We start from the raw sequence: 18,524 nt of genomic DNA on the forward strand, positions 1-18,524 counted from the left end.
TTATGGAAGGCTTCTTCCCTTTAGCCTCTGGCTCTAAAGGGAACTGTGCATATTTAGGCACAGCATCCTGCAAAATTCTTATAGACTTGGGAATCAGTAAACAACAAGCCACTCATGATTTACTTTCTATGGGTATACACCCTGAGGATATCCAAGCCATTTTCGTTTCTCATGAACATTCAGATCATATTGCAGGGATCCGTAGTTTTGTAAAAGCGTATAATACTCCAATCATTTGCAATTTAGAAACAGCAAGAGCTCTTTCCCAACTATTAGACGTCAAACTAATATTTAAAATTTTTTCAACGGGTACAATATTTCACTTTCATGATTTAAAAGTACAAACATTCAATGTGCCTCACGATGCCATAGACCCAGTAGGATTTACATTTTTCTATAAAGAAGAAAAAATTGGTTTTTGCACAGATCTTGGATGGGGAACATCTCTCATTATTCATGAACTACGTGATTGTGATTACTTACTTATAGAATCTAACCATGATCCAGAATTAGTTCGTCAATCACCTCGTCCTGATGTTTATAAAAAACGAGTATTGAGTAAAGTTGGTCATATTTCCAATCAAGAATGCGGAGAACTTTTACAAAAAATCCTTTCACCAAAAATTAAGAAACTTTATCTAGCACATCTTTCTAGTGCTTGTAATGAACCAAATTTAGCTTTTGCAACAGTTTCTAAAGCCATTGAGTCTTTTATAAAGATATCTCCTGTAATAGCGGCTCCAAAATCTATCTCAGATCCTGTATATTTTACGCAAAATCTTATTGGAGTGTAACTTTGAACAAAAGTTTTAACTCACAACAAAAAATTTATCTTTCTTTAAGTGAAGATAGAAATGACTATCACCCCTACTCGATAGCTAGAGCGAGTCATCTATTAAACTTTTCATTTTTGCCTAATTTAAAATTCTTAGACTGGCAGGTAGAAAATCGCATTCGAAATTTATGTAATAAGTCAGAAAAGCGCGGATTAATTTCACCTTTAGCTAAATGGTTGGGGAAATTACATAAACAAGAAATCCACAAACCGACAATTCCTCCCGTAGCGATATGTTGGATTAATTCTTACATAGGCTACGGAGTTTTTGCCCGAGAAGATATTGCTCCATGGACTTATCTCGGGGAATATGCAGGAATTTTACGTCAGCGTAAAAACATTTGGATGGATGAAAATGACTATTGCTTTCGTTATCCTCTACCTTTGTTTACCTTTCGCTATTTTACAATAGACAGTGAACAATCCGGAAGTTTTACCAGATTTATAAACCACAGCGATCAGCCGAATGCTGAAGCTATTGGGATGTTCTACGAAGGAATTTTTCGAGTAATTATTCGTTCTATACAACCTATTCGAACGGGCGAAGAGATTTGTTATCACTACGGCCCGCTTTATTGGAAACACAGAAAAAAACGAAAAGAGTTTATCCCTATTGAAGGTTAATCTTAACTTTGCTCATAGGTTCCCATAAGTTCTGCATGTTCAATGATATGATTTTGCATCGCTTCTAGCAGCTGATCTCGCGTTACATCTTGCTCTTGAGGTAAGACAACATCTAAAGCATAAAGATTGAAATAGTACCTGTGTTGTCTATCTGGAGGACACGGTCCTTGATAGATAGCTTTTCCAGAAGTATTTAGTCCCTGCATAGCATAAATAACCGCACCTTCTGCTAAATTAACAATTGTTGGAGAGAGATTAAAAACAACCCAATGAACCCACAATCCATCACTACGAATCTCTTTTGGTACATCAGGGTCTTCAACAATTAACGCTAGGCTTACAGCTTGCGAAGGAACCCCTTCAAATGTTAGAGGTGGGGAAATATCTAATCCCTGACAGGTATATTTTTTTGGGATAGGACGTCCGAAAGTAAAAGCTGACGACAATAACTGCATCTACAAAATCTCCATAATTAAATATTTAAATGATGAGCGGAATCACAAACAATTTGATTTTCTTTTTGTAGTAGAGCTACATCACGTCTTGACGATATCACATCTTTAAATAAAGCGATAAGAGCGATGCTATTAAGAATTACCATACCAGAAAAACCTGTATCTGAAAGAGCCCAAACAAAACGCCTATCAATAATTCCACCTAGAGGAATGATACCTATGTATAGAGTCTTCAACCATAAGTTAGCGCTCTTTCCTGGGAGAATATATTCTAAACTTTTTTCTGCGCAAGCAAACCATGTCAATATTGTTGTATAACCGAATAAAGCCATAGCGACAATTACGATAATGCCACCCAAAGAACCCATGCTACTTTTAAAAGCATGCATCACCATTAAAGTCCCTTGAATTCCTGAATTATATGCTCCGGAAACCAAAAGAACAAGCATTGTTATAGAGCATACAACCATGACGATAATGGGGGGGAGCAGCGTTACTAAACCATCTACAACAGGATTTTTACTTTGGGAATTTGTTTGGAGAATTGAAACCATGCCACTACCACAATCTGTAGCCATAATAGCGCGATTCATTCCCGTAGAAATTACCTGAGCTAGAGTATAACCTCCGAAACCAGCAATAGTTGCTTTTACTCCAAATGCAGACGAGCAAATTAATTTAATAGCGGGCAAGACAAAAGAGGCATGCTGTATTAAGATGAAGCAGCAGGACAGAGCATAAAAGCCCGCTATAAATGGAATCACTTTAGCAGAAAATCGTAAGATACGATTACTTCCTCCAGCTAGGACTGGGATCACTATTAGAGCTAATAAAATTCCGATCAAAGTTCGACCTAGTATACCATCAGCGCACAATGGGACAATACAACTCATCTGGACAAAATTTCCTCCAGAAAAAGCTGTTATCAAAGTGAATACTCCAAAAAGTATAGCTAAAGATTTACTACGTAAACCAAAAGCAAGACAAGCGATCGGACCGCCTATAAATTCTCCAACACTTCCTTTTTTTGATTGTCGATACTTGATTCCAAGATAGGATCCGGCATACTGAACAATGGAGCCTAAAAGGGCAGCAATCCAAATCCATACAAGAGCTCCGGGACCACCACCAGCAACTGCGACAGCCATTCCTGCAATATTTCCTGTTCCAAAATTCCCAGCAAGGATTCCAGCCATAGCTTCATAACGAGAAACCTTCCCATCATCTGAAGAGGTTTCCTTTTGTTTATTTTTCACCATTAAACTGAAGCCCAACTTCAATCCTCGAAATTGTAGGCCACGTAATTTCCAAGTTAAAAGTCCGCCTAAAAATACTATTGCGGGGAATACACAAAGCGATGTACACAACTCGTTAAATTTCTCTAGAAGATGTATCATTATATTTTTTCCTGTAACTCTGTTTTTAATATTCTCTAGGGGAGATTCACAGCAGGAATGCTGATAAAAAAACCTCCTTTCAACTCGTTTTCGGGGAAAGGAGACCTTTTATTCTTGAACTTATGAAGGTTGTGAAATCACCAAATCCACAAGCTCGGGCCACCTTTCCCCATGTACAACGGAGGTAACGGTCCCGGTATCTAATCCTAAAGTAGAGGAAAATGAGGCAATATCATCTTCGGAGATAACACCTTGATGAACAGCTTGTGAGAAAACTTGGCTCAATTGAGTTATGAACATAGTCCAGATCCAATCTCGGCCTTGCATTTTCTTAATTCCTTCAACTAATTTAGGATTTTCAGCAAGAGCTTGCATTAGGGCAAGAGGATGGACTTCTCGAATACGATTCAAGGCGTCTTTTATCTCATTTTGAGAGAAAGCAAGTGACAGCGAAGATTTTTCTGCAACAGAACTTACGACAAAAGAAATATCTTTTTTGTCTTGATCTGACATATGATCTGAATAAGTTTTAAAATTTGCAGGCACTTCTTGTTTATCCTTTTTGGGCAAACTACGCCGAGAAAAAAGTCTTCGCAAACGACGAGAACTTCTTGTAACAGGAGGAAGATCTCGTTTCTCTGTTAGTTTAACAGACTTTTGATTTAAGTCCCCAGAGTTTTTTAAGCTTCTGCGAGTTTTAAAGGGGTTCAAACAACAACTTGTTAAACCAGTCATTAAAAGAAGACTTCCAAGAATTACTTTGTATATCGATCTTTTCATTGTATAAATAAATTAAAGATTAGCTTTTTAATTATAACATATCTCCATATAATAAGCTTCAGGAGCATCCTTTAAAAGTTCTACATAAATGATTTTCTAGAGAGTGGTGTAGAAGCTTTCCTGAGGAATTCCCTTGAATTTCTCGAGTTGATTTGTTATTGGGCATTTGTTATCAAAATTAGCTTTTTAGTTAAGCTCTTAAAAAATAAAGATATTAACAAAATAGCTAGATAACGAGAGGCTCTCATGTTCTTACGATTTTTTATAAAAGGTTTATTCCTTTTTTCAGCTCTTTCTATAGTGCTGCCCTCTTATGTTGTTGCGGCAACCCCTCGGCAACAAGTTTCTAGCCAGGGGAAAATTAAAATTGGTTCAGAACCTTGGATAGAGCTTAAACTGAGACAATTTCCTGAGTTACTTTGGCTTACAGAATCATCGGGGAACCCACTATCTCAAACTATTTTCTTTAAAGACAGCTATTCTCACTCGTTATTTAACAAAAAAGTCTCTGCGTTTGATGTCACCATGCGCAGTCTTATCTACCTTCACTTAATAGCACAAGGATCGCGTCAATCCTATACCCAACTCATACAAATGCTTCCTTCTGAAGGAAGGATGACATTTAAACAATACCAAACTATTCACAAACAATTAGAATCCTTTTTAAAGGCTCCTAAACAGTTCGATAATACATTTAAAATTTTAGAAACAGCCATAGTTTTACGTCATTTGGGTTGTTCTGCTAAAGCTGTAACGATCTTTAAACCTTATTTTACTGATTGCTGTTCGAGAACTTTTTATACTAAAGCTCTCCACGTACTACAAACTTTTCCAGAGCTTTGTCCGTCTTTTGCACGTTTAACTCCGGAACAAAAAAATGTTTTCCATTCTCTCAGATTTCTTGGAAGTTATGAATCGCTATTCAAGTTAACAGATGCCCCCAGTCCCCAGCTACTCTCTATAGGGAAGACCCATCGTTCCTTAGTTGTACTAGATTTGTATTTATATTGTTTAGATGTTTGTGGAGACGGTAGCTACTCGCAAGATTTTTACTATAGCTTTTCTCATCTTCTTTCAATGTTACAACAGCATGCTACTGTAGAAGAGGCTTTTTCTCGCCATCTTACGTATCGAGCAAACCGCCTAGGGTTTGAAGGAACCTCGAGAACTGAGATGACTTTAGTACGATTAGCAACATTAATGAACCTTTCTCCAACAGAAACTACAACTTTAAGTTGGAGCTTTAGAAATCTATCGGTGGAAGAATCTGAAACCCTTGTTAACAGCTTTTATACAATTCAAGGAGAACTTATCCCTCGATCTTTTTATGGTCTGCCAAGTTTAATTTCAGGGTTATTTAGTGCAAATCACAACGCAACAACTAGTCCAGAAAATCGATCACAACAAGTGTATTCTACTTTCTTATCATTGCTAACAAAAAGTCTAAAAGAACAAAAAGAAATGCTTCATAAACATCTTCTTCCAGAAAACACTGTTTTAGATTTTTCTTCAACAGCGAGTTCTTGCGGAGGATTGGATGTATTTTCGGAAAATATTTCTGTGCGAATCCATTTAAATGGGGCGGTTAGCGTTACAATATAATGCTTTTCATGCTTAAATCTGAGCGAACAACGTTGCCATTTCTATAGCAGTTGTCATTCCAGAAACACCTAAATGGACACCTTTAATACCAGCACGCTCCCAAGCTGTAGCAACATCCGGAGCAGTAATTACAGAAAAGGTTATTGGCAAGCAAAATTCTAAATTTAGAGCTGCGATTCCTGAAGATACCTGGTTAGCAATATGATCATAGTGTGTTGTTGTGCCTTGAATAAGCACTCCACAAGCGACGACAGCGTCAAACTGCTTATCCTTAGAAGCAGAGGAAAGAAGTTTTTTTATAGCACACGGTATTTCAAAAGCTCCAGGAACTCTAATAGTTATTAAGGAGTCTTCATCTCCTCCATGCTTTAGAAAAGTCTCTTGAGCCCCAGCAACTAAAGCGTCAGCAATAGCTAAGTTATAACAAGATCCTACAATAGCGATACGCAAATTCTCTGCTGATATACGTCCTCTGAGAGTATTCATAAGCCCTAAAATGTTGTTAATTAACCGATTGAGCACAAGGAAGATCTAACCAATGCCCCATACGTTCTTTTTTTGTTTGTAAATATTGTTGATTCTCTTCAGAGATTTGTACAGGAAGAGCTATCCTTTCAACGATTCGCAAACCGAAACCTTGAAGACCAAAATATTTTTTAGGATTATGGGTTATCAATTTTATCTTTGTCAATCCAAGATCTACAAGAATTTGAGCTCCTATTCCATATTCTCTAGAGTCTACAGGGAAACCCATTTCCAAATTCGCATCTACAGTATCGTAACCACTATCTTGTAAAGCATATGCTTGAACTTTATGACCTAAGCCGATTCCTCGTCCTTCTTGTCCTCGCAAGTAAACTATAACACCTTGTTCTTGCTCTGCAATATATTCCATAGCAGCATTGAGCTGTTCACCACAATCACAGCGTGTTGAATGAAGAATATCTCCTGTTATGCACTCGGAATGCACTCTTACTAATATATTTTCTTCTCCAGCAACCTCGCCTCTTACTAAAGCTAAATGTTGTATACCATCTAACAAAGATTCATATACGTGAACTATAAAATCTCCGTATACCGTAGGAAGACGTGCTGAAGAAATTCTTTTAATAAGTCTTTCTGAAAGCATTCTATATGCAACAAGATCAGCAACAGAAATAACAGAAATATTATATTTTTTCGCAAAATCCATAATTTGAGGGAGTCGCATCATAGAATAATCTTCATTTACCAACTCGGCTAGAACTCCACAAAGTTCCATACCAGCTAAACGCATAAGATCTACCGTAGATTCAGTATGTGCTGCGCGCTTTAGAACGCCTCCGGGAGAACTTATTAAAGGGAAAAAATGCCCTGGGCTTACAAAATCTTCAGGCTTACTATTTGGATCTGTAAGTAGTTGAACAACTTTAGTCCTATCTGCAGCAGAAACACCTGTTGTGATTCCATGAGCGGCATCTACAGAAATTGTAAAAGGCGTACGAAACCGACAACGGTTTTCTTTCACCATTGGAGGAAGATTAAGTCGTTTTGCTCGTTCAGGCTCCATAGCAGCACAAACGACTCCGGTCGTGTGTTGAAGAAGAAAAGTCATTTTTTCAACAGTAATTTTTTCTCCAGCAAGAATTAAGTCTCCTTCATCCTCTCTTGTAGCTTCGTCAACAACAATGACAAATTTCCCTTCTTGAAGATCTCTCAAAGCCTGCTCTATGGAAACAAAACCTAATTCAAGCTTATTTTTTTGTTCCTCTATCACGAGAATCCTTCTCTAATAAATTAATTTCTCTAAGGAATGCTACTCCAAAAACTCTTTCCCATCAATCTCTTATCCCTAAGAATTCAGAGGGGCTATTTCCCAAAAAACTTTTAAAGAGTCCCCAATAATTTCAGAGCTGATAGGAACCAACGTCTGAGCAGAACTGAGTAAACATCCAATATCCCCAAAGATAGGTTTTTTTTGATTTCCAAGAATTTTAGGGCCAAAATACACAACTAAAGCGTGTGCTAATCGCTCTCTTAAAAATTCTGTATGTACAGTTGCTCCGCCTTCAACAAGAACTTGAAGAATATTTTTACTAGCAAGATGTTGGATTAATTGATGCAAATTAACTCCTAAATGAGAAGAATCTACAATGAGGACTTCAACCCCTAAGGCTTCTAAATCTCTTATCTGTGACAAAGGACAACGTTGTGTGGTGACATAAAGAACATCTCCCTTCAGATGAAATATCTGGGAATTTTTAGGGATTCTCCCAGAGCTATCAAGAACAACTCGTAAAGGTTGACGAGAATACATTTCTCCAGAAGGAAATCGTGCAGTTAACTGGGGGTTATCGATTATCACTGTCCTAGATCCAACAATCACGGCTTGTGAAGAAGCCCTCAACAGTCCTACATCCTGGCGAGCTTTTTGACAAGTAATCCATTGAGACTGGTTATTACTGTCAGCGATCTGCCCATCTATGCTTGCAGCACTTTTTAGTAAAATCCAAGGAGATCGTAAAGAACGTTGATGCAAGTAGGGTCTCAAAGATTCTTTTGCAGCTTTTTCTTCTAAACCGATATGCACACGTATCCCAGATCGTTTTAGCGCTTCAACCCCTTTTCCAGAAACTCGAGAATCGGGATCTACTAATGCAATGAAAACTTCAGAAATCTTGTGTTTAATTAATAAGTTAACACAAGGAGGCCTAGTACCATAATGAGAACAAGGTTCTAAAGTAACATAAACTTGGGAACCTTCGACGTTAGTGATTGCTTCTCGAATGGCCATGTCTTCTGCATGAGGAGATCCTGGGCAGACATGATAGCCCTCTCCGATAATCTTCCTATCTTTAACCAAAACACAACCTACCCAAGGATTTGGAGGAGCCGAAATTCTTCCTTTTTCACCAATTTCTATAGCACGACGCATAAAAAACTGTTGTTGCTCGGAAAAATCTTCCATATACTTCTCCATAAATTCAGATAACGCAGAGATAAGCATGTTGGATATAAAAATTATACGCAAGGAGCCCGAAAATTGTGAGCAACGACTTCGTAGAAAAGATTCTAATATCTCCTTAAAACCCATCCTGGACTTAGATAAAAGCGTTCGCGAATTAAAAACCCAATCGGAAGCTCTTCAAGCCCAAAGGCGCTCCTTATCAGAGGAAATTCGAAAACTTAAAACACAAAATTTAGACACTCAAGATTTGATCAAACAGGTTTCCTTGATAACTCAGGAAATGGAGGCTCTAGAAGAACTCCTTCAAGAAAAAAATTCGCATCTTCAAGATTCTCTTGCGCAACTCCCGAATTATCCCGCTGACGATGTCCCTATTTCTCCAGACAAAACAGGAAACAAAGTTATAAAGAATGTTGGAACACCAAGGAAATTTGATTTTCAACCTCAACATCATTTAGAGCTCAATAAAAAATTAGACATCTTAGATTTCAAAGCTTCTGCAAAAACTACAGGATCTGGGTGGCCTGCTTATAAAAATTTTGGAGTATTATTAGAATGGGCTCTGCTCTCTTATATGTTACACAAACAACAATCGCATGGCTTTCATCTTTGGTTACCTCCTTTGTTAGTAAAAAAAGAAATCTTATTTGGATCTGGACAAATTCCTAAATTTGATGGTCAATATTATCGCGTAGAAGATGGAGATCAACACCTGTATTTGATCCCAACTGCAGAAGTTGTTCTCAATGGCTTCCATACTCAAGATATCTTAGATGAACAAAAACTTCCTTTATACTATGCAGCCTGTACTCCTTGTTTTCGTAGAGAAGCTGGAGCTGCTGGCTCTCATGAACGAGGCCTTGTTCGTGTTCACCAATTCCATAAAGTAGAGATGTTCGCCTTTACTACTCCAGAGCAAGAAGAAATCGCATACAAAAAAATGCTTGGCATTGTTGAAGAAATTTTGACAGAACTAGAGCTCCCTTACCGTCTTTCACTTCTTTCTACAGGTGATATGTCTTTCACGGCTTCTAAAACCATCGATGCCGAAGTCTGGCTCCCGGGTCAACAAGCTTTTTATGAAGTTTCATCCATTTCACAATGTACAGATTTTCAGTCACGGAGATCCAGAACCCGATATAAAAATGCTCAAGGGAAGCTTCATTTTGTCCATACCCTTAACGGCTCTGGGTTGGCAACACCTCGCTTGCTTGTTGCTATTTTAGAAAATAACCAACAGAAAGACGGATCTATAGAGATTCCTAAAGTCCTACGACCTTATTTAGGAGGACAAGAACAACTCAATCCCTCTCATTAAGGATGAGAAGTTGCAAATATGCAAATATCTGGGCAATATAAAGAAAATACACAGAGTTTCTAGGATGTTTCCTTATGAATACAAATTCTTATGACCATTTTCGTTCACAAACTCCAGAAGAACACGTCCGTGTAATCAGAGATAAACATGCAGTGTGCAAAGGAGAGCCTCATACTACTTCTAAGGGATTTTACTATCACTTAGCTAGTGATGCCCTAGCTACAGGAGTATTCCTCTACTTCATTCGCACTCTTTTTTTTCTTACATCTCTAGCTCATAGCTTTCAAGCCAAGCTGCTAATTTCTCTAGGGTTGGGTTGGGTTTTTTATCAGGGAGCAGCAAAAGCAAAACGTGCTTGGTCATACATGGAGCTCTCTCATCGTTCTATGTTTCAAGAAAAAAAAGAAATTGAGCAAAACTTAGATCAAGAAAAAGAAGAGTTACGGGTTTTATTTGCAGATCAAGGGTTTAAAGGCTCTCTTCTTGATGAAATGGTAGATTACATTAGTTCTGACTCAACCTTATTACTAGATACTATGATTCGTGAAGAACTTCACATTCGTAAAGAAGATTTCCCCCATCCTTTGAAACAAGGATGGATGCGGATGCTAGGAGGCCTTGCAGGGCTTCTTATTTTTATTCCATTTGTGTTATGTGCTAGTTATTCCTTAGCAGGATTTTTTTCTGTTGTAATGATAATTATTCTTTCGATAGTTAAGGCAAAGATTTTAGAGAACAGTGCTATTATAGAGACTGTTTGGAGTGCAGGAATCTTCCTAACAGCAGTAAGTATCGTCTGTTCTTTAATAAAATTTTTATAAATAGGGTAGCTTGTGTTTTCCCGAATATTTTCTACGCCATTTTCAGCAAAGATTCTAACCAACTTCTTTGAGTCTGGAATGTCAGAAGATACAAGTCCGATGCTTTCCGAAAAACACCGAAAACTTAGCCACAATCTTACTCTTAAATCGTCATATTTATCCTTAGCAACCTACCTTATAGCACTATTTTGTTATTGGTTTAGCGCTAACAATGTTTCCCATCTCTTTACAATTTTGACTTTCTTTTTTGCTGGGACCCCAGCATTAATTAAATCTTTAGAAAATATTAGTAATAAGACCATTAATATTGATATTTTAATGACCTCTGCAGCCTTCGGCTCCATTTTCATTGGAGGGACTTTAGAGGGAGCTTTGCTTCTCGTTCTGTTTGCTATTTCTGAAGCATTAGGTCAGATGGTTTCGGGGAAAGCCAAAAGTTCGATATCTTCTTTAAAACAATTAGCACCAACAATGGGTTGGGTTGTTTTAAGTGATGGAAATCTCCAACAAATGCCCGTCAATAAAATTCAAGTCGGTGATACCATTCGTATAAAAAGTGGAGAAATTGTTCCATTAGATGGGAAAATTATCCATGGTTCATCATCTATAAACTTGATGCATTTAACGGGAGAAAAAGTTCCTAAATCTTGTCAAAAAGATTCTATAGTTCCTGCTGGAGCATATAATATGGAAGGGAGTTTTGATCTTAAAGTTTTACGTACAGGGGCAGATTCTACTATCACTCATATTATTAACCTTGTCATCCAAGCCCAAAATTCTAAACCAGATTTACAACAACGTTTAGATAAATATTCTTCTATTTACGCGATTACAATTTTTGGGATTGCGAGTGCCATAGCTATTTTAATTCCGTTATTTACCTCGATTCCTTTTCTAGGACCTAATAGTGCTTTTTACCGAGCTTTAGCGTTTCTTATAGCAGCGTCTCCTTGTGCTTTAATTATTGCGATTCCAATAGCATACTTAAGCTCTATAAATGCTTGCGCAAAACATGGAATTCTTCTTAAAGGGGGAGTGGTTCTAGATCGTTTAGCTTCATGTAACTCCATAGTTATGGATAAAACTGGGACACTGACAACAGGGAAGCTTACTTGTATAGGCTGTGATTTTTTTGGTTTAAAAACCCCTACATTCTTTCCTTCTATTTTAGCTTTAGAACAATCTTCCTCTCATCCCATAGCTCTAGCAATCGTAGAATATTTAATAACTCAAGGATTCACTTCTCAAGTTGCAGACCGTTATCTTACGATTCCTGGAGAAGGAGTTCGTGGATTTTTTAAAGATCAAGAAGCATTTGTTGGGAAAACAGAAACAGCTTTAAAATTTATTTCTGCAACTTATATTGAAGAGTTACAACAACGTATCTACGATGCAAAATTACGGGGAGAAATATGCTCTCTGGCTTATTTAGGATCTTCTTGTGCATTATTTTATTTTAAAGATGAACCTCGCCCTTATGCGGCTGAAATTATTCAAGAACTAAAAATTCTAGGATATCCCGTAAGTATGCTAACTGGAGATCATAAAATTAGTGCAGAAAACATAGCTCAACTTGTTGGCGTTTCAGAAGTTTTTGCAGATCTTTCTCCTGACGATAAACTTGAAAAAGTTCGGGAATTAGCTAAAAAGCGTCATATTCTTATGGTTGGAGACGGAATCAATGATGCTCCAGCATTAGCTCAAGCAACCGTAGGCATTGCTATGGGAGAAGCAGGGAGTGCTACGGCTATAGAAGCTGCTGATGTAGTTCTCTTACATGATGCTCTAACTTCTTTACCATGGATTTTACAAAAAGCCAAACAAACAAGGAAAATCGTCTCACAAAATCTTGGGTTAGCTCTTGCTGTTATTTTACTAGTATCCTGGCCTGCATCACTTGGAGTTATTCCTCTTTGGTTAGCAGTGATTCTCCATGAAGGAAGTACTATAATCGTTGGTGTGAATGCATTAAGATTACTAAAATAATGGTACTAATATCTTTCAAAGCGGCGGCTATAAATACTTTGTAATATCCCTAAAGAAGCCATTGTTGAAATTACTGATGATCCCCCATAAGAAATTAAAACCAAAGGGACTCCTGTAATAGGAAGTAACCCACACATCATGCTAATGTTGATCAACACATGCATAGAAAGATATACAGTGATACCTCCTGCTAATAACTTTCCAAAATCATCAATAGCAACAGCAACAGTTCGACAACCAAAACAAATTAGAAAATAGAAAAGTAAAAGCACAATAATCAACCCAATAAAGCCAAATTCTTCCCCTAAAGCAGGAAAAACAGAATCGGTATAGCTATAAGGAAGCCATCCTCTCCCAGCGAATTCTCCAGATTTCCAACCGCGTCCCTTCAATCCACCAAGGCCTATAGAAATTAGCGATGCCCTTTGGTGGTGATTTGAAGGGCTCAGACGCTCATATTGATATTCTTTGAAGATTTTAAGAGCATAAGGCCGTATTTTTTCATGAGAAACGATCCCAGAAAAAATCAGCAACGAGCAAATAATACTAATCCCCGCTAAAATAGAAAAAAAACGTACGAGAGGAGGGTAGACATTCCCTAAGTATAAGATAGTTAATGCTACAGGACATAAAACTAAAGCTGTCCCTAAATCAGGTTCTTTAAAAATTAAAAAAAAAGGAATCGCAACAATAAGACAGGCAAGTAATGCTGTAGTTTTTGATGCTATCGTGGCTTTTCTAGCATCTAAAGTATAACTTAACATAATTACAACAATCAATTTTCCATATTCTGAAGGTTGCACACTCAAATGAATTAAAGGGATTCGATACCATCTATGAACATTCTGTACTGCAGGAACAAAAAACAGTCCTATCAGACTCATGATCATTACAAGATAAAGCAGCCAAGCCCATTGTCTGAGTTTGTGATAATCTAAATACATACAGATAAAAAAGACTATCCATCCCAAAACAAAATGCTTAATCTGAGTTAGACTTTTTGTTGTGAATAAGCTTTTAGAAGGAGCTTCCCATATTGTTAAGGAGTCCATTGAAGAAATGACTATTAAACTTAATGTCATTAATAAAATGATGATGATAAAAATCCATAAATTGATGTAGTTAAAATATTTATAGTTTTTCATAATATCATTTTTCGAAAAATATTTACTTTTAGAATATGAAAATTATTTATTACGAAGTAGCAAAAACTCCTTCTACCAATGCAGAAGCAAAAAAATTAATGCATCTCTGGGATCCCAAAGCATTAACAGTAGTAACTACGCAAAACCAAACAGCGGGAAAAGGGAAATTTGGTAGAGATTGGAAAAGTTCTAATAGAGATATCATAGTAACATACTGTTTCTTTATTACAGAAATGGACATAGACCTCTCTCAATTATTCCGATTAGGGACAAAAGCAGTTCTTATGTTAACACAAGAACTCCAGATTCCACATGCAACAATAAAATGGCCTAACGATGTTCTTGTACAAGGAGAAAAACTGTGTGGCGTACTTTGTGAAACACTCCCTTCACAAGGGATGCTTGGGATTGCTTTAGGTATAGGGATCAATGCAAACACTCTAAAAGAAGATTTACAAAACGTCGGACAACCTGCGACTTCTTTACAAATATTACTCGGTTATCCGGTTGTCTTAGAGCATTCTTTAGAATGTCTTACCACACATTTTATAAGAATTTTGGAAAAGGATATCGCTAAAGTTTTAGCGACCAAAACGAATTTCTGGAATATCTAGAAATCTAAAAAGACTTTGGGCGAACCATAAAGAAGCTTGTTGACGTTGTTTTAAATATTTATCCACAGCCTGTTCATAGGCTGCCGTTTCAAATGCGAATAAATTATCGCTAGCCCAGAAATCTTCGATCAATAAAAGAGCCTCGTCTTGATCCTCACAAGACTCTAAAAATTCAAATAACTCCGACATAGCTTGAGGTAAAGATTCTTCCATTTCTCGAAAAGCAAAAAGAATAGTATAGCCATTACGAAGGAATACTCGCCACGACATGTTTTGATGTTCTGAAAGAAATGCTACTTCCTGCTCCAATAAGGAATGCTTTTTCTTTAAGAGTTGAGCTAAAGAAATTAAAGCCTGACGTTTAGCAATAGCATGTTTCACAAGGGTTTCCCATGCTAAAGAAACATTGAATACGGCATAGTATAACTGGAGATAGGCTCCTAAAAGAGCTCCACATAAGATTCCCCCAATAACAACACAAATCATGTATCCCATAGGCGATCTATATGTAGGTTTATTATAAAAAACAATTAAAGAGTAAGGTAGGTGAGTATTTCTGCATCAGTAAGTTCGCGATATTCTCCATAAGGCAAACCGCCTAAAACCAAACTACCGATACGAATTCGCTTAAGCTCTAAAATATGAAGGCCTGCGGCTTCTGCAAAAAGACGTATTTCATGTTTTTTACCCTCGTTTACAACAATTTTTATTGTTCCTCTACGAATTTTAGATACAACAACAGGGCGAATATGTTTCCCATCAATTACAGTCCCTTGCATAAGAGCGTCGAGATCTTTTTCTATCACATCGCGATTTACTTTTAATAAATACTCCTTAGTAATTCCGAAAGATGGGTGAATTATTTTATTTGCGAAATCTCCATCATTAGTAACGAGGATCAAACCAGAAGTTTCTTTGTCCAAACGACCGACAGTAAACACACGGTAAGGAAGATGTGAGAACATATCAATAACAAGCTTCGTCCCTGGGAACTTTCTTTCTGAAGAGCATAAAAATCCCAGAGGCTTATGAACCATAAAATAGACTTTTTTAGTGCTATTTACATTTTGGCCTCTCACCTGAACTCTATCATATTGATCATCGACAAGCACAAAAGGACCTTGAGCAATACGCCCATTCACTGTTACTTCTCCGGAAAAAATGATTTCGTCACATTTTCTTCGAGAAGCAATTCCAGCAGCGGCTAAAAATTTATTAAGGCGAATCTTTGTCATAAAAATCTCTATGGAAAGCAACTATTGTGCCTGAGAGGAGAAATAGAGGTCTAGAGTTCTTTGCTTGAAAAAACTTTTTTACAAAAATTTCTGCTAGACAAAAGTTTTTTTCTTCCTATGCTTGGCCTCTGAACTTGAATCTTATATATAGGATCATATGACTCTATTGATTTTACTACGTCACGGTCAATCTGTCTGGAATGCAAAAAATCTGTTTACGGGCTGGGTAGATATCCCTCTAAGCCAACAAGGAATAGAAGAAGCATTTGCTGCAGGAAAGGCTATTCAAGATCTTCCAATAGATTGCATCTACACATCTTCACTAGTTCGTAGTTTGATGACAGCATTACTTGCCATGTCGCAACATAAATCAAAAAAAGTTCCTTATATTATTCATGAAAATTCAGAACAACGTCGCTTAGGAACCATTTATAATAAATCTGAAGAAGCAATAATGGTACCCTTATACTCTTCTTCTGCACTTAATGAAAGAATGTATGGCGAACTTCAAGGGAAAAATAAAGAAGAAACTGCTGCGGAATTCGGAGAAAAACAAGTGAAACTTTGGAGACGCAGTTACAGAGTCGCTCCCCCACATGGAGAGAGCTTATACGATACAAAACAACGAGTCCTACCATATTTTCAAGAGACTATTCTTTCTCAATTAAAAAATTCTAAAAATGTTTTTATCTCTGCACATGGAAATTCTCTACGATCTTTGATTATGGATATAGAAAAGTTAAGTGAGGAAGAAGTATTATCTTTAGAGATTCCAACTGGAAAGCCTATAGTATATTTATGGAAAAACCTCAAATTCGAAAAACTCCTCGAACCGTTTGGTTAAACAATCAATTAGCAATTCCTCCATCTCATGAGGTCATAGAAAATTATTCTATTTACGCGGACCCTTTTTCTTTAGTGCCAACTTCTGCTGTAAAATTCTTAAAAGAGGCTGAAGAATCCATTCGAAAATCTATAGGGGCAAAACTTCCTGAAATTTTTCACTTTGTTCCTCATTACCCACACATTGTTAAGATTATTGTTGCTGCACTATTAGAAAATCAAAATTTCTTTCAAGGAAGAAATCATTTGATCCTTCCTTCCCACGATCAACAAATTTTTATTGATGCTTTATGTCGACGTCATGGTTTGGGAGCAACTTATGATTGGGTAACAACAACATCAGAAGGACGAATCTCTGAAGAACAACTTGTAGAAGCCCTCACACCACGAACTCTTTTATTTTCTATGTCAGCAGCACATGGATTGACAGGAGTGATTCAACCTCTCGAAAAAATTCTTAAAATCTGTAAGGAACGCAAGGTTCTTCTTCATGTTGATATTTCTGATATACTAGGGAGAGCTTCCCTCCCTTCAGAAATCTTTGAATCTGATATTATCACATTTTCTTCAATGGCATTAGGAGGCATAGGTCATATAGGAGGTATGTTTCTCCAGAAATCCTTAGAGAATATTTTCTCTCCATGGTTTCCCTCTTCTCCATCTGGAGTTTTGAATCTTGCATCTGTAGCAGCAATGCAAACAGCGTGTAAAGAACGAGCATCAGCTCTTCCTTTATTTTCTTTGAACACAATCAATCTACGAAACAAGCTCATAACAAACTTACAAAAAACGTGTCCTTCTATCCAAATTCTATTTTCTCAAATAAAGAATCTCTTACCAAATATTCTCGTTGTAGCACTTCCCGATATCCCTGCAGAAAGCCTAACTTTCTTTTTACATCAACAGGGAATTTATCCTGGACTAGGTTATGAACGCTTTCAACCCTTGTCTCAAGTCCTACAAAACTGTGGTGTAACTCCTTTCCTTTGTCACGGAGCTCTTCATTTTTCTTTAACAGAGAGAAACAAAGGAGAACAGTTTGACATTCTCACCAAAGCCATACACGACGGAATTCAATTTTTAAATCCTTTAATAGCACACTCAATATGACTATTCCTTTTCAACCTATAGCTTCCTGGGCGACATTTTCTACAAAAGTGATGAAAAAATTATTAAAACCATATTGTTCTGGTAAATTTTCAGAAGAAGATGCTGAGGCAAAAGACGCCCATCTTGCAATTGGTAAGCAAGGTCATAGACTTATGGGAAACTGCGTTATTTTTTACTGGCTGATTGATAAAGGAAATGGAAAAGTTCTTGATGCAAAATTTCAATATTTTGGGAATCCCTACCTTATTCCCCTAGCAGAAGTCACTTGCAATCTTGTTATAGGGAAAAGCTACGCACAAGCTTATAAAATTAGTATCGATGATATTGATGGAGAACTTCGTTCGCATCCTGAAAAACCAGCTCTTCCAGAAGATAGTTTACCCCTATATCACTTCATTATAGATGCCTTGGATATTGCTATAGAGCAATGTCTTGAGATTCCTCTAGAAGATGGTCCTTCTTTTCTAGGAGAAACTCCTGCTTTCCCAGGAATGGAAGATGCCACTCCTTATGGGAAGGAGGCTTGGGAAGCCCTGGATATAGAAAAAAAACTACAGATTTTAAGAACAACAACTGATGAAAAAATTAGTCCTTACGTAGCATTAGATGGTGGAGCTGTTACGATAGAAACCCTAGAAGAGAACGTTGTAACCATTGCTTACGCTGGAAATTGTTCAGGATGTCCTTCATCTATAGGAACTACATTAAATTCTATAGGCCAACTCTTACGTGCCTATGTCTATGCTGAGCTACAAATCAAAGTTCAAGAGGAGTCACTATCTTTCTCTCAACATCTCCATGATTCTGATTGA

At 37.1% G+C, this 18,524-nt stretch carries 19 protein-coding genes; 10 read left to right on the top strand and 9 right to left on the bottom strand.

The annotated features are described in order from the left end of the window. The first annotated feature begins 2 nt into the window (after positions 1-2). Both JMS40_RS00740 and JMS40_RS00745 read left to right on the top strand, forming a co-directional pair. Positions 3-794 carry an MBL fold metallo-hydrolase gene (locus JMS40_RS00740; protein ID WP_201456370.1) on the top strand — a complete coding sequence of 264 codons (792 nt, stop codon included), beginning with the start codon at positions 3-5 and terminating at the stop codon, positions 792-794. A gap of 2 nt (positions 795-796) precedes the next feature. Next, positions 797-1,459 carry an SET domain-containing protein gene (locus JMS40_RS00745; RefSeq protein WP_370545309.1) on the top strand — a complete coding sequence of 221 codons (663 nt, stop codon included), beginning with the start codon at positions 797-799 and terminating at the stop codon, positions 1,457-1,459. 2 nt (positions 1,460-1,461) lie between these two features. On the opposite strand, the gene JMS40_RS00750 is transcribed toward JMS40_RS00745, so the two are convergent. From JMS40_RS00750 to JMS40_RS00760, 3 genes are all read right to left on the bottom strand, one after another. Then, positions 1,462-1,914: a YbhB/YbcL family Raf kinase inhibitor-like protein gene (locus JMS40_RS00750; RefSeq protein ID WP_201456371.1), complete on the bottom strand. Its 453-nt coding sequence runs from the start codon at positions 1,912-1,914 to the stop codon at positions 1,462-1,464. A gap of 17 nt (positions 1,915-1,931) precedes the next feature. Then, positions 1,932-3,311, bottom strand: a complete 1,380-nt coding sequence (locus JMS40_RS00755) for a sodium:alanine symporter family protein (protein ID WP_201456372.1) — start codon at positions 3,309-3,311, stop codon at positions 1,932-1,934. A gap of 120 nt (positions 3,312-3,431) precedes the next feature. Then, positions 3,432-4,091 carry a hypothetical protein gene (locus tag JMS40_RS00760; protein ID WP_201456373.1) on the bottom strand — a complete coding sequence of 220 codons (660 nt, stop codon included), beginning with the start codon at positions 4,089-4,091 and terminating at the stop codon, positions 3,432-3,434. 246 nt (positions 4,092-4,337) lie between these two features. On the opposite strand from JMS40_RS00760, the gene JMS40_RS00765 reads away from it, so the two are divergent. Continuing rightward, positions 4,338-5,693, top strand: coding sequence for a hypothetical protein (locus JMS40_RS00765; protein ID WP_236558919.1), 1,356 nt, complete (start codon positions 4,338-4,340; stop codon positions 5,691-5,693). A gap of 12 nt (positions 5,694-5,705) precedes the next feature. Here the strand turns inward: JMS40_RS00765 and ribH are convergent, their stop codons facing one another. From ribH to ribD, 3 genes are all read right to left on the bottom strand, one after another. Then, positions 5,706-6,179 (bottom strand): 6,7-dimethyl-8-ribityllumazine synthase, encoded by a 474-nt coding sequence (ribH, locus tag JMS40_RS00770; RefSeq protein WP_201456374.1) that lies wholly within the window; start codon positions 6,177-6,179, stop codon positions 5,706-5,708. 16 nt (positions 6,180-6,195) lie between these two features. Further along, the gene (locus tag JMS40_RS00775) at positions 6,196-7,449 is read right to left on the bottom strand and encodes a bifunctional 3,4-dihydroxy-2-butanone-4-phosphate synthase/GTP cyclohydrolase II (RefSeq protein ID WP_201456375.1); all 1,254 of its coding nucleotides are present in this window, start codon (positions 7,447-7,449) and stop codon (positions 6,196-6,198) included. Positions 7,450-7,524: 75 nt separating this feature from the next. Continuing rightward, positions 7,525-8,640, bottom strand: coding sequence for a bifunctional diaminohydroxyphosphoribosylaminopyrimidine deaminase/5-amino-6-(5-phosphoribosylamino)uracil reductase RibD (gene ribD / locus JMS40_RS00780; protein WP_201456482.1), 1,116 nt, complete (start codon positions 8,638-8,640; stop codon positions 7,525-7,527). 37 nt (positions 8,641-8,677) lie between these two features. On the opposite strand from ribD, the gene serS reads away from it, so the two are divergent. The 3 genes from serS (at position 8,678) to JMS40_RS00795 (ending at position 12,765) form a co-directional block, all read left to right on the top strand. Further along, entirely contained in the window at positions 8,678-9,958 is a 1,281-nt protein-coding gene (serS, locus tag JMS40_RS00785; protein ID WP_201456376.1) for a serine--tRNA ligase, read from the top strand. A gap of 74 nt (positions 9,959-10,032) precedes the next feature. Next, a complete protein-coding gene (locus JMS40_RS00790) occupies positions 10,033-10,779 on the top strand; it encodes a VIT1/CCC1 transporter family protein (RefSeq protein ID WP_201456377.1) in 747 nt (248 codons plus the stop codon). Between the two features lie 12 nt (positions 10,780-10,791). Further along, positions 10,792-12,765, top strand: coding sequence for a cation-translocating P-type ATPase (locus JMS40_RS00795; protein ID WP_201456378.1), 1,974 nt, complete (start codon positions 10,792-10,794; stop codon positions 12,763-12,765). A 5-nt stretch (positions 12,766-12,770) separates the two neighbouring features. Here JMS40_RS00795 and JMS40_RS00800 read toward each other — a convergent pair whose 3' ends face one another. Further along, positions 12,771-13,910, bottom strand: a complete 1,140-nt coding sequence (locus JMS40_RS00800; RefSeq protein WP_201456379.1) for an FtsW/RodA/SpoVE family cell cycle protein — start codon at positions 13,908-13,910, stop codon at positions 12,771-12,773. 35 nt (positions 13,911-13,945) lie between these two features. Here JMS40_RS00800 and JMS40_RS00805 point away from each other — a divergent pair, with 35 nt between their 5' ends. Then, positions 13,946-14,524, top strand: a complete 579-nt coding sequence (locus tag JMS40_RS00805) for a biotin--[acetyl-CoA-carboxylase] ligase (RefSeq protein ID WP_201456380.1) — start codon at positions 13,946-13,948, stop codon at positions 14,522-14,524. Here the strand turns inward: JMS40_RS00805 and JMS40_RS00810 are convergent. After that, entirely contained in the window at positions 14,492-15,019 is a 528-nt protein-coding gene (locus tag JMS40_RS00810; protein ID WP_201456381.1) for a hypothetical protein, read from the bottom strand. The two genes, JMS40_RS00805 and JMS40_RS00810, sit on opposite strands and share 33 nt — an antisense overlap. Before the next feature lie 35 nt (positions 15,020-15,054). After that, entirely contained in the window at positions 15,055-15,759 is a 705-nt protein-coding gene (locus JMS40_RS00815; RefSeq protein WP_201456382.1) for a pseudouridine synthase, read from the bottom strand. A gap of 157 nt (positions 15,760-15,916) precedes the next feature. Here JMS40_RS00815 and JMS40_RS00820 point away from each other — a divergent pair, with 157 nt between their 5' ends. The 3 genes from JMS40_RS00820 to JMS40_RS00830 are packed head-to-tail and all read left to right on the top strand — an operon-like array spanning position 15,917 to position 18,524. Continuing rightward, on the top strand, positions 15,917-16,603 hold the full coding sequence (locus JMS40_RS00820; RefSeq protein ID WP_201456383.1) for a 2,3-bisphosphoglycerate-dependent phosphoglycerate mutase: 687 nt from the start codon (positions 15,917-15,919) through the stop codon (positions 16,601-16,603). Next, positions 16,558-17,712 carry an aminotransferase class V-fold PLP-dependent enzyme gene (locus JMS40_RS00825; protein ID WP_201456384.1) on the top strand — a complete coding sequence of 385 codons (1,155 nt, stop codon included), beginning with the start codon at positions 16,558-16,560 and terminating at the stop codon, positions 17,710-17,712. The genes JMS40_RS00820 and JMS40_RS00825 overlap by 46 nt, the downstream gene beginning before the upstream one ends. Further along, the gene (locus JMS40_RS00830) at positions 17,709-18,524 is read left to right on the top strand and encodes a NifU family protein (RefSeq protein WP_201456385.1); all 816 of its coding nucleotides are present in this window, start codon (positions 17,709-17,711) and stop codon (positions 18,522-18,524) included. Before JMS40_RS00825 ends, JMS40_RS00830 begins: the two co-directional genes overlap by 4 nt.

The sequence above is a fragment of the Chlamydia sp. 17-3921 genome (genome assembly GCF_902705545.1).
Classification (GTDB): domain Bacteria; phylum Chlamydiota; class Chlamydiia; order Chlamydiales; family Chlamydiaceae; genus Chlamydia.

Coding starts and splice junctions, on each gene's coding strand:
- JMS40_RS00740 (WP_201456370.1), top strand. CDS start 3: ATGGAAGGCTTCTTCCCTTTAGCCTCTGGCTCTAAAGGGAACTGTGCA.
- JMS40_RS00750 (WP_201456371.1), bottom strand. CDS start 1,914: ATGCAGTTATTGTCGTCAGCTTTTACTTTCGGACGTCCTATCCCAAAA.
- JMS40_RS00810 (WP_201456381.1), bottom strand. CDS start 15,019: ATGGGATACATGATTTGTGTTGTTATTGGGGGAATCTTATGTGGAGCT.
- JMS40_RS00800 (WP_201456379.1), bottom strand. CDS start 13,910: ATGAAAAACTATAAATATTTTAACTACATCAATTTATGGATTTTTATC.
- ribD (WP_201456482.1), bottom strand. CDS start 8,640: ATGGAAGATTTTTCCGAGCAACAACAGTTTTTTATGCGTCGTGCTATA.
- JMS40_RS00760 (WP_201456373.1), bottom strand. CDS start 4,091: ATGAAAAGATCGATATACAAAGTAATTCTTGGAAGTCTTCTTTTAATG.
- JMS40_RS00825 (WP_201456384.1), top strand. CDS start 16,558: ATGGAAAAACCTCAAATTCGAAAAACTCCTCGAACCGTTTGGTTAAAC.
- JMS40_RS00830 (WP_201456385.1), top strand. CDS start 17,709: ATGACTATTCCTTTTCAACCTATAGCTTCCTGGGCGACATTTTCTACA.
- JMS40_RS00755 (WP_201456372.1), bottom strand. CDS start 3,311: ATGATACATCTTCTAGAGAAATTTAACGAGTTGTGTACATCGCTTTGT.
- JMS40_RS00790 (WP_201456377.1), top strand. CDS start 10,033: ATGAATACAAATTCTTATGACCATTTTCGTTCACAAACTCCAGAAGAA.
- serS (WP_201456376.1), top strand. CDS start 8,678: ATGTTGGATATAAAAATTATACGCAAGGAGCCCGAAAATTGTGAGCAA.
- ribH (WP_201456374.1), bottom strand. CDS start 6,179: ATGAATACTCTCAGAGGACGTATATCAGCAGAGAATTTGCGTATCGCT.
- JMS40_RS00765 (WP_236558919.1), top strand. CDS start 4,338: ATGTTCTTACGATTTTTTATAAAAGGTTTATTCCTTTTTTCAGCTCTT.
- JMS40_RS00815 (WP_201456382.1), bottom strand. CDS start 15,759: ATGACAAAGATTCGCCTTAATAAATTTTTAGCCGCTGCTGGAATTGCT.
- JMS40_RS00805 (WP_201456380.1), top strand. CDS start 13,946: ATGAAAATTATTTATTACGAAGTAGCAAAAACTCCTTCTACCAATGCA.
- JMS40_RS00820 (WP_201456383.1), top strand. CDS start 15,917: ATGACTCTATTGATTTTACTACGTCACGGTCAATCTGTCTGGAATGCA.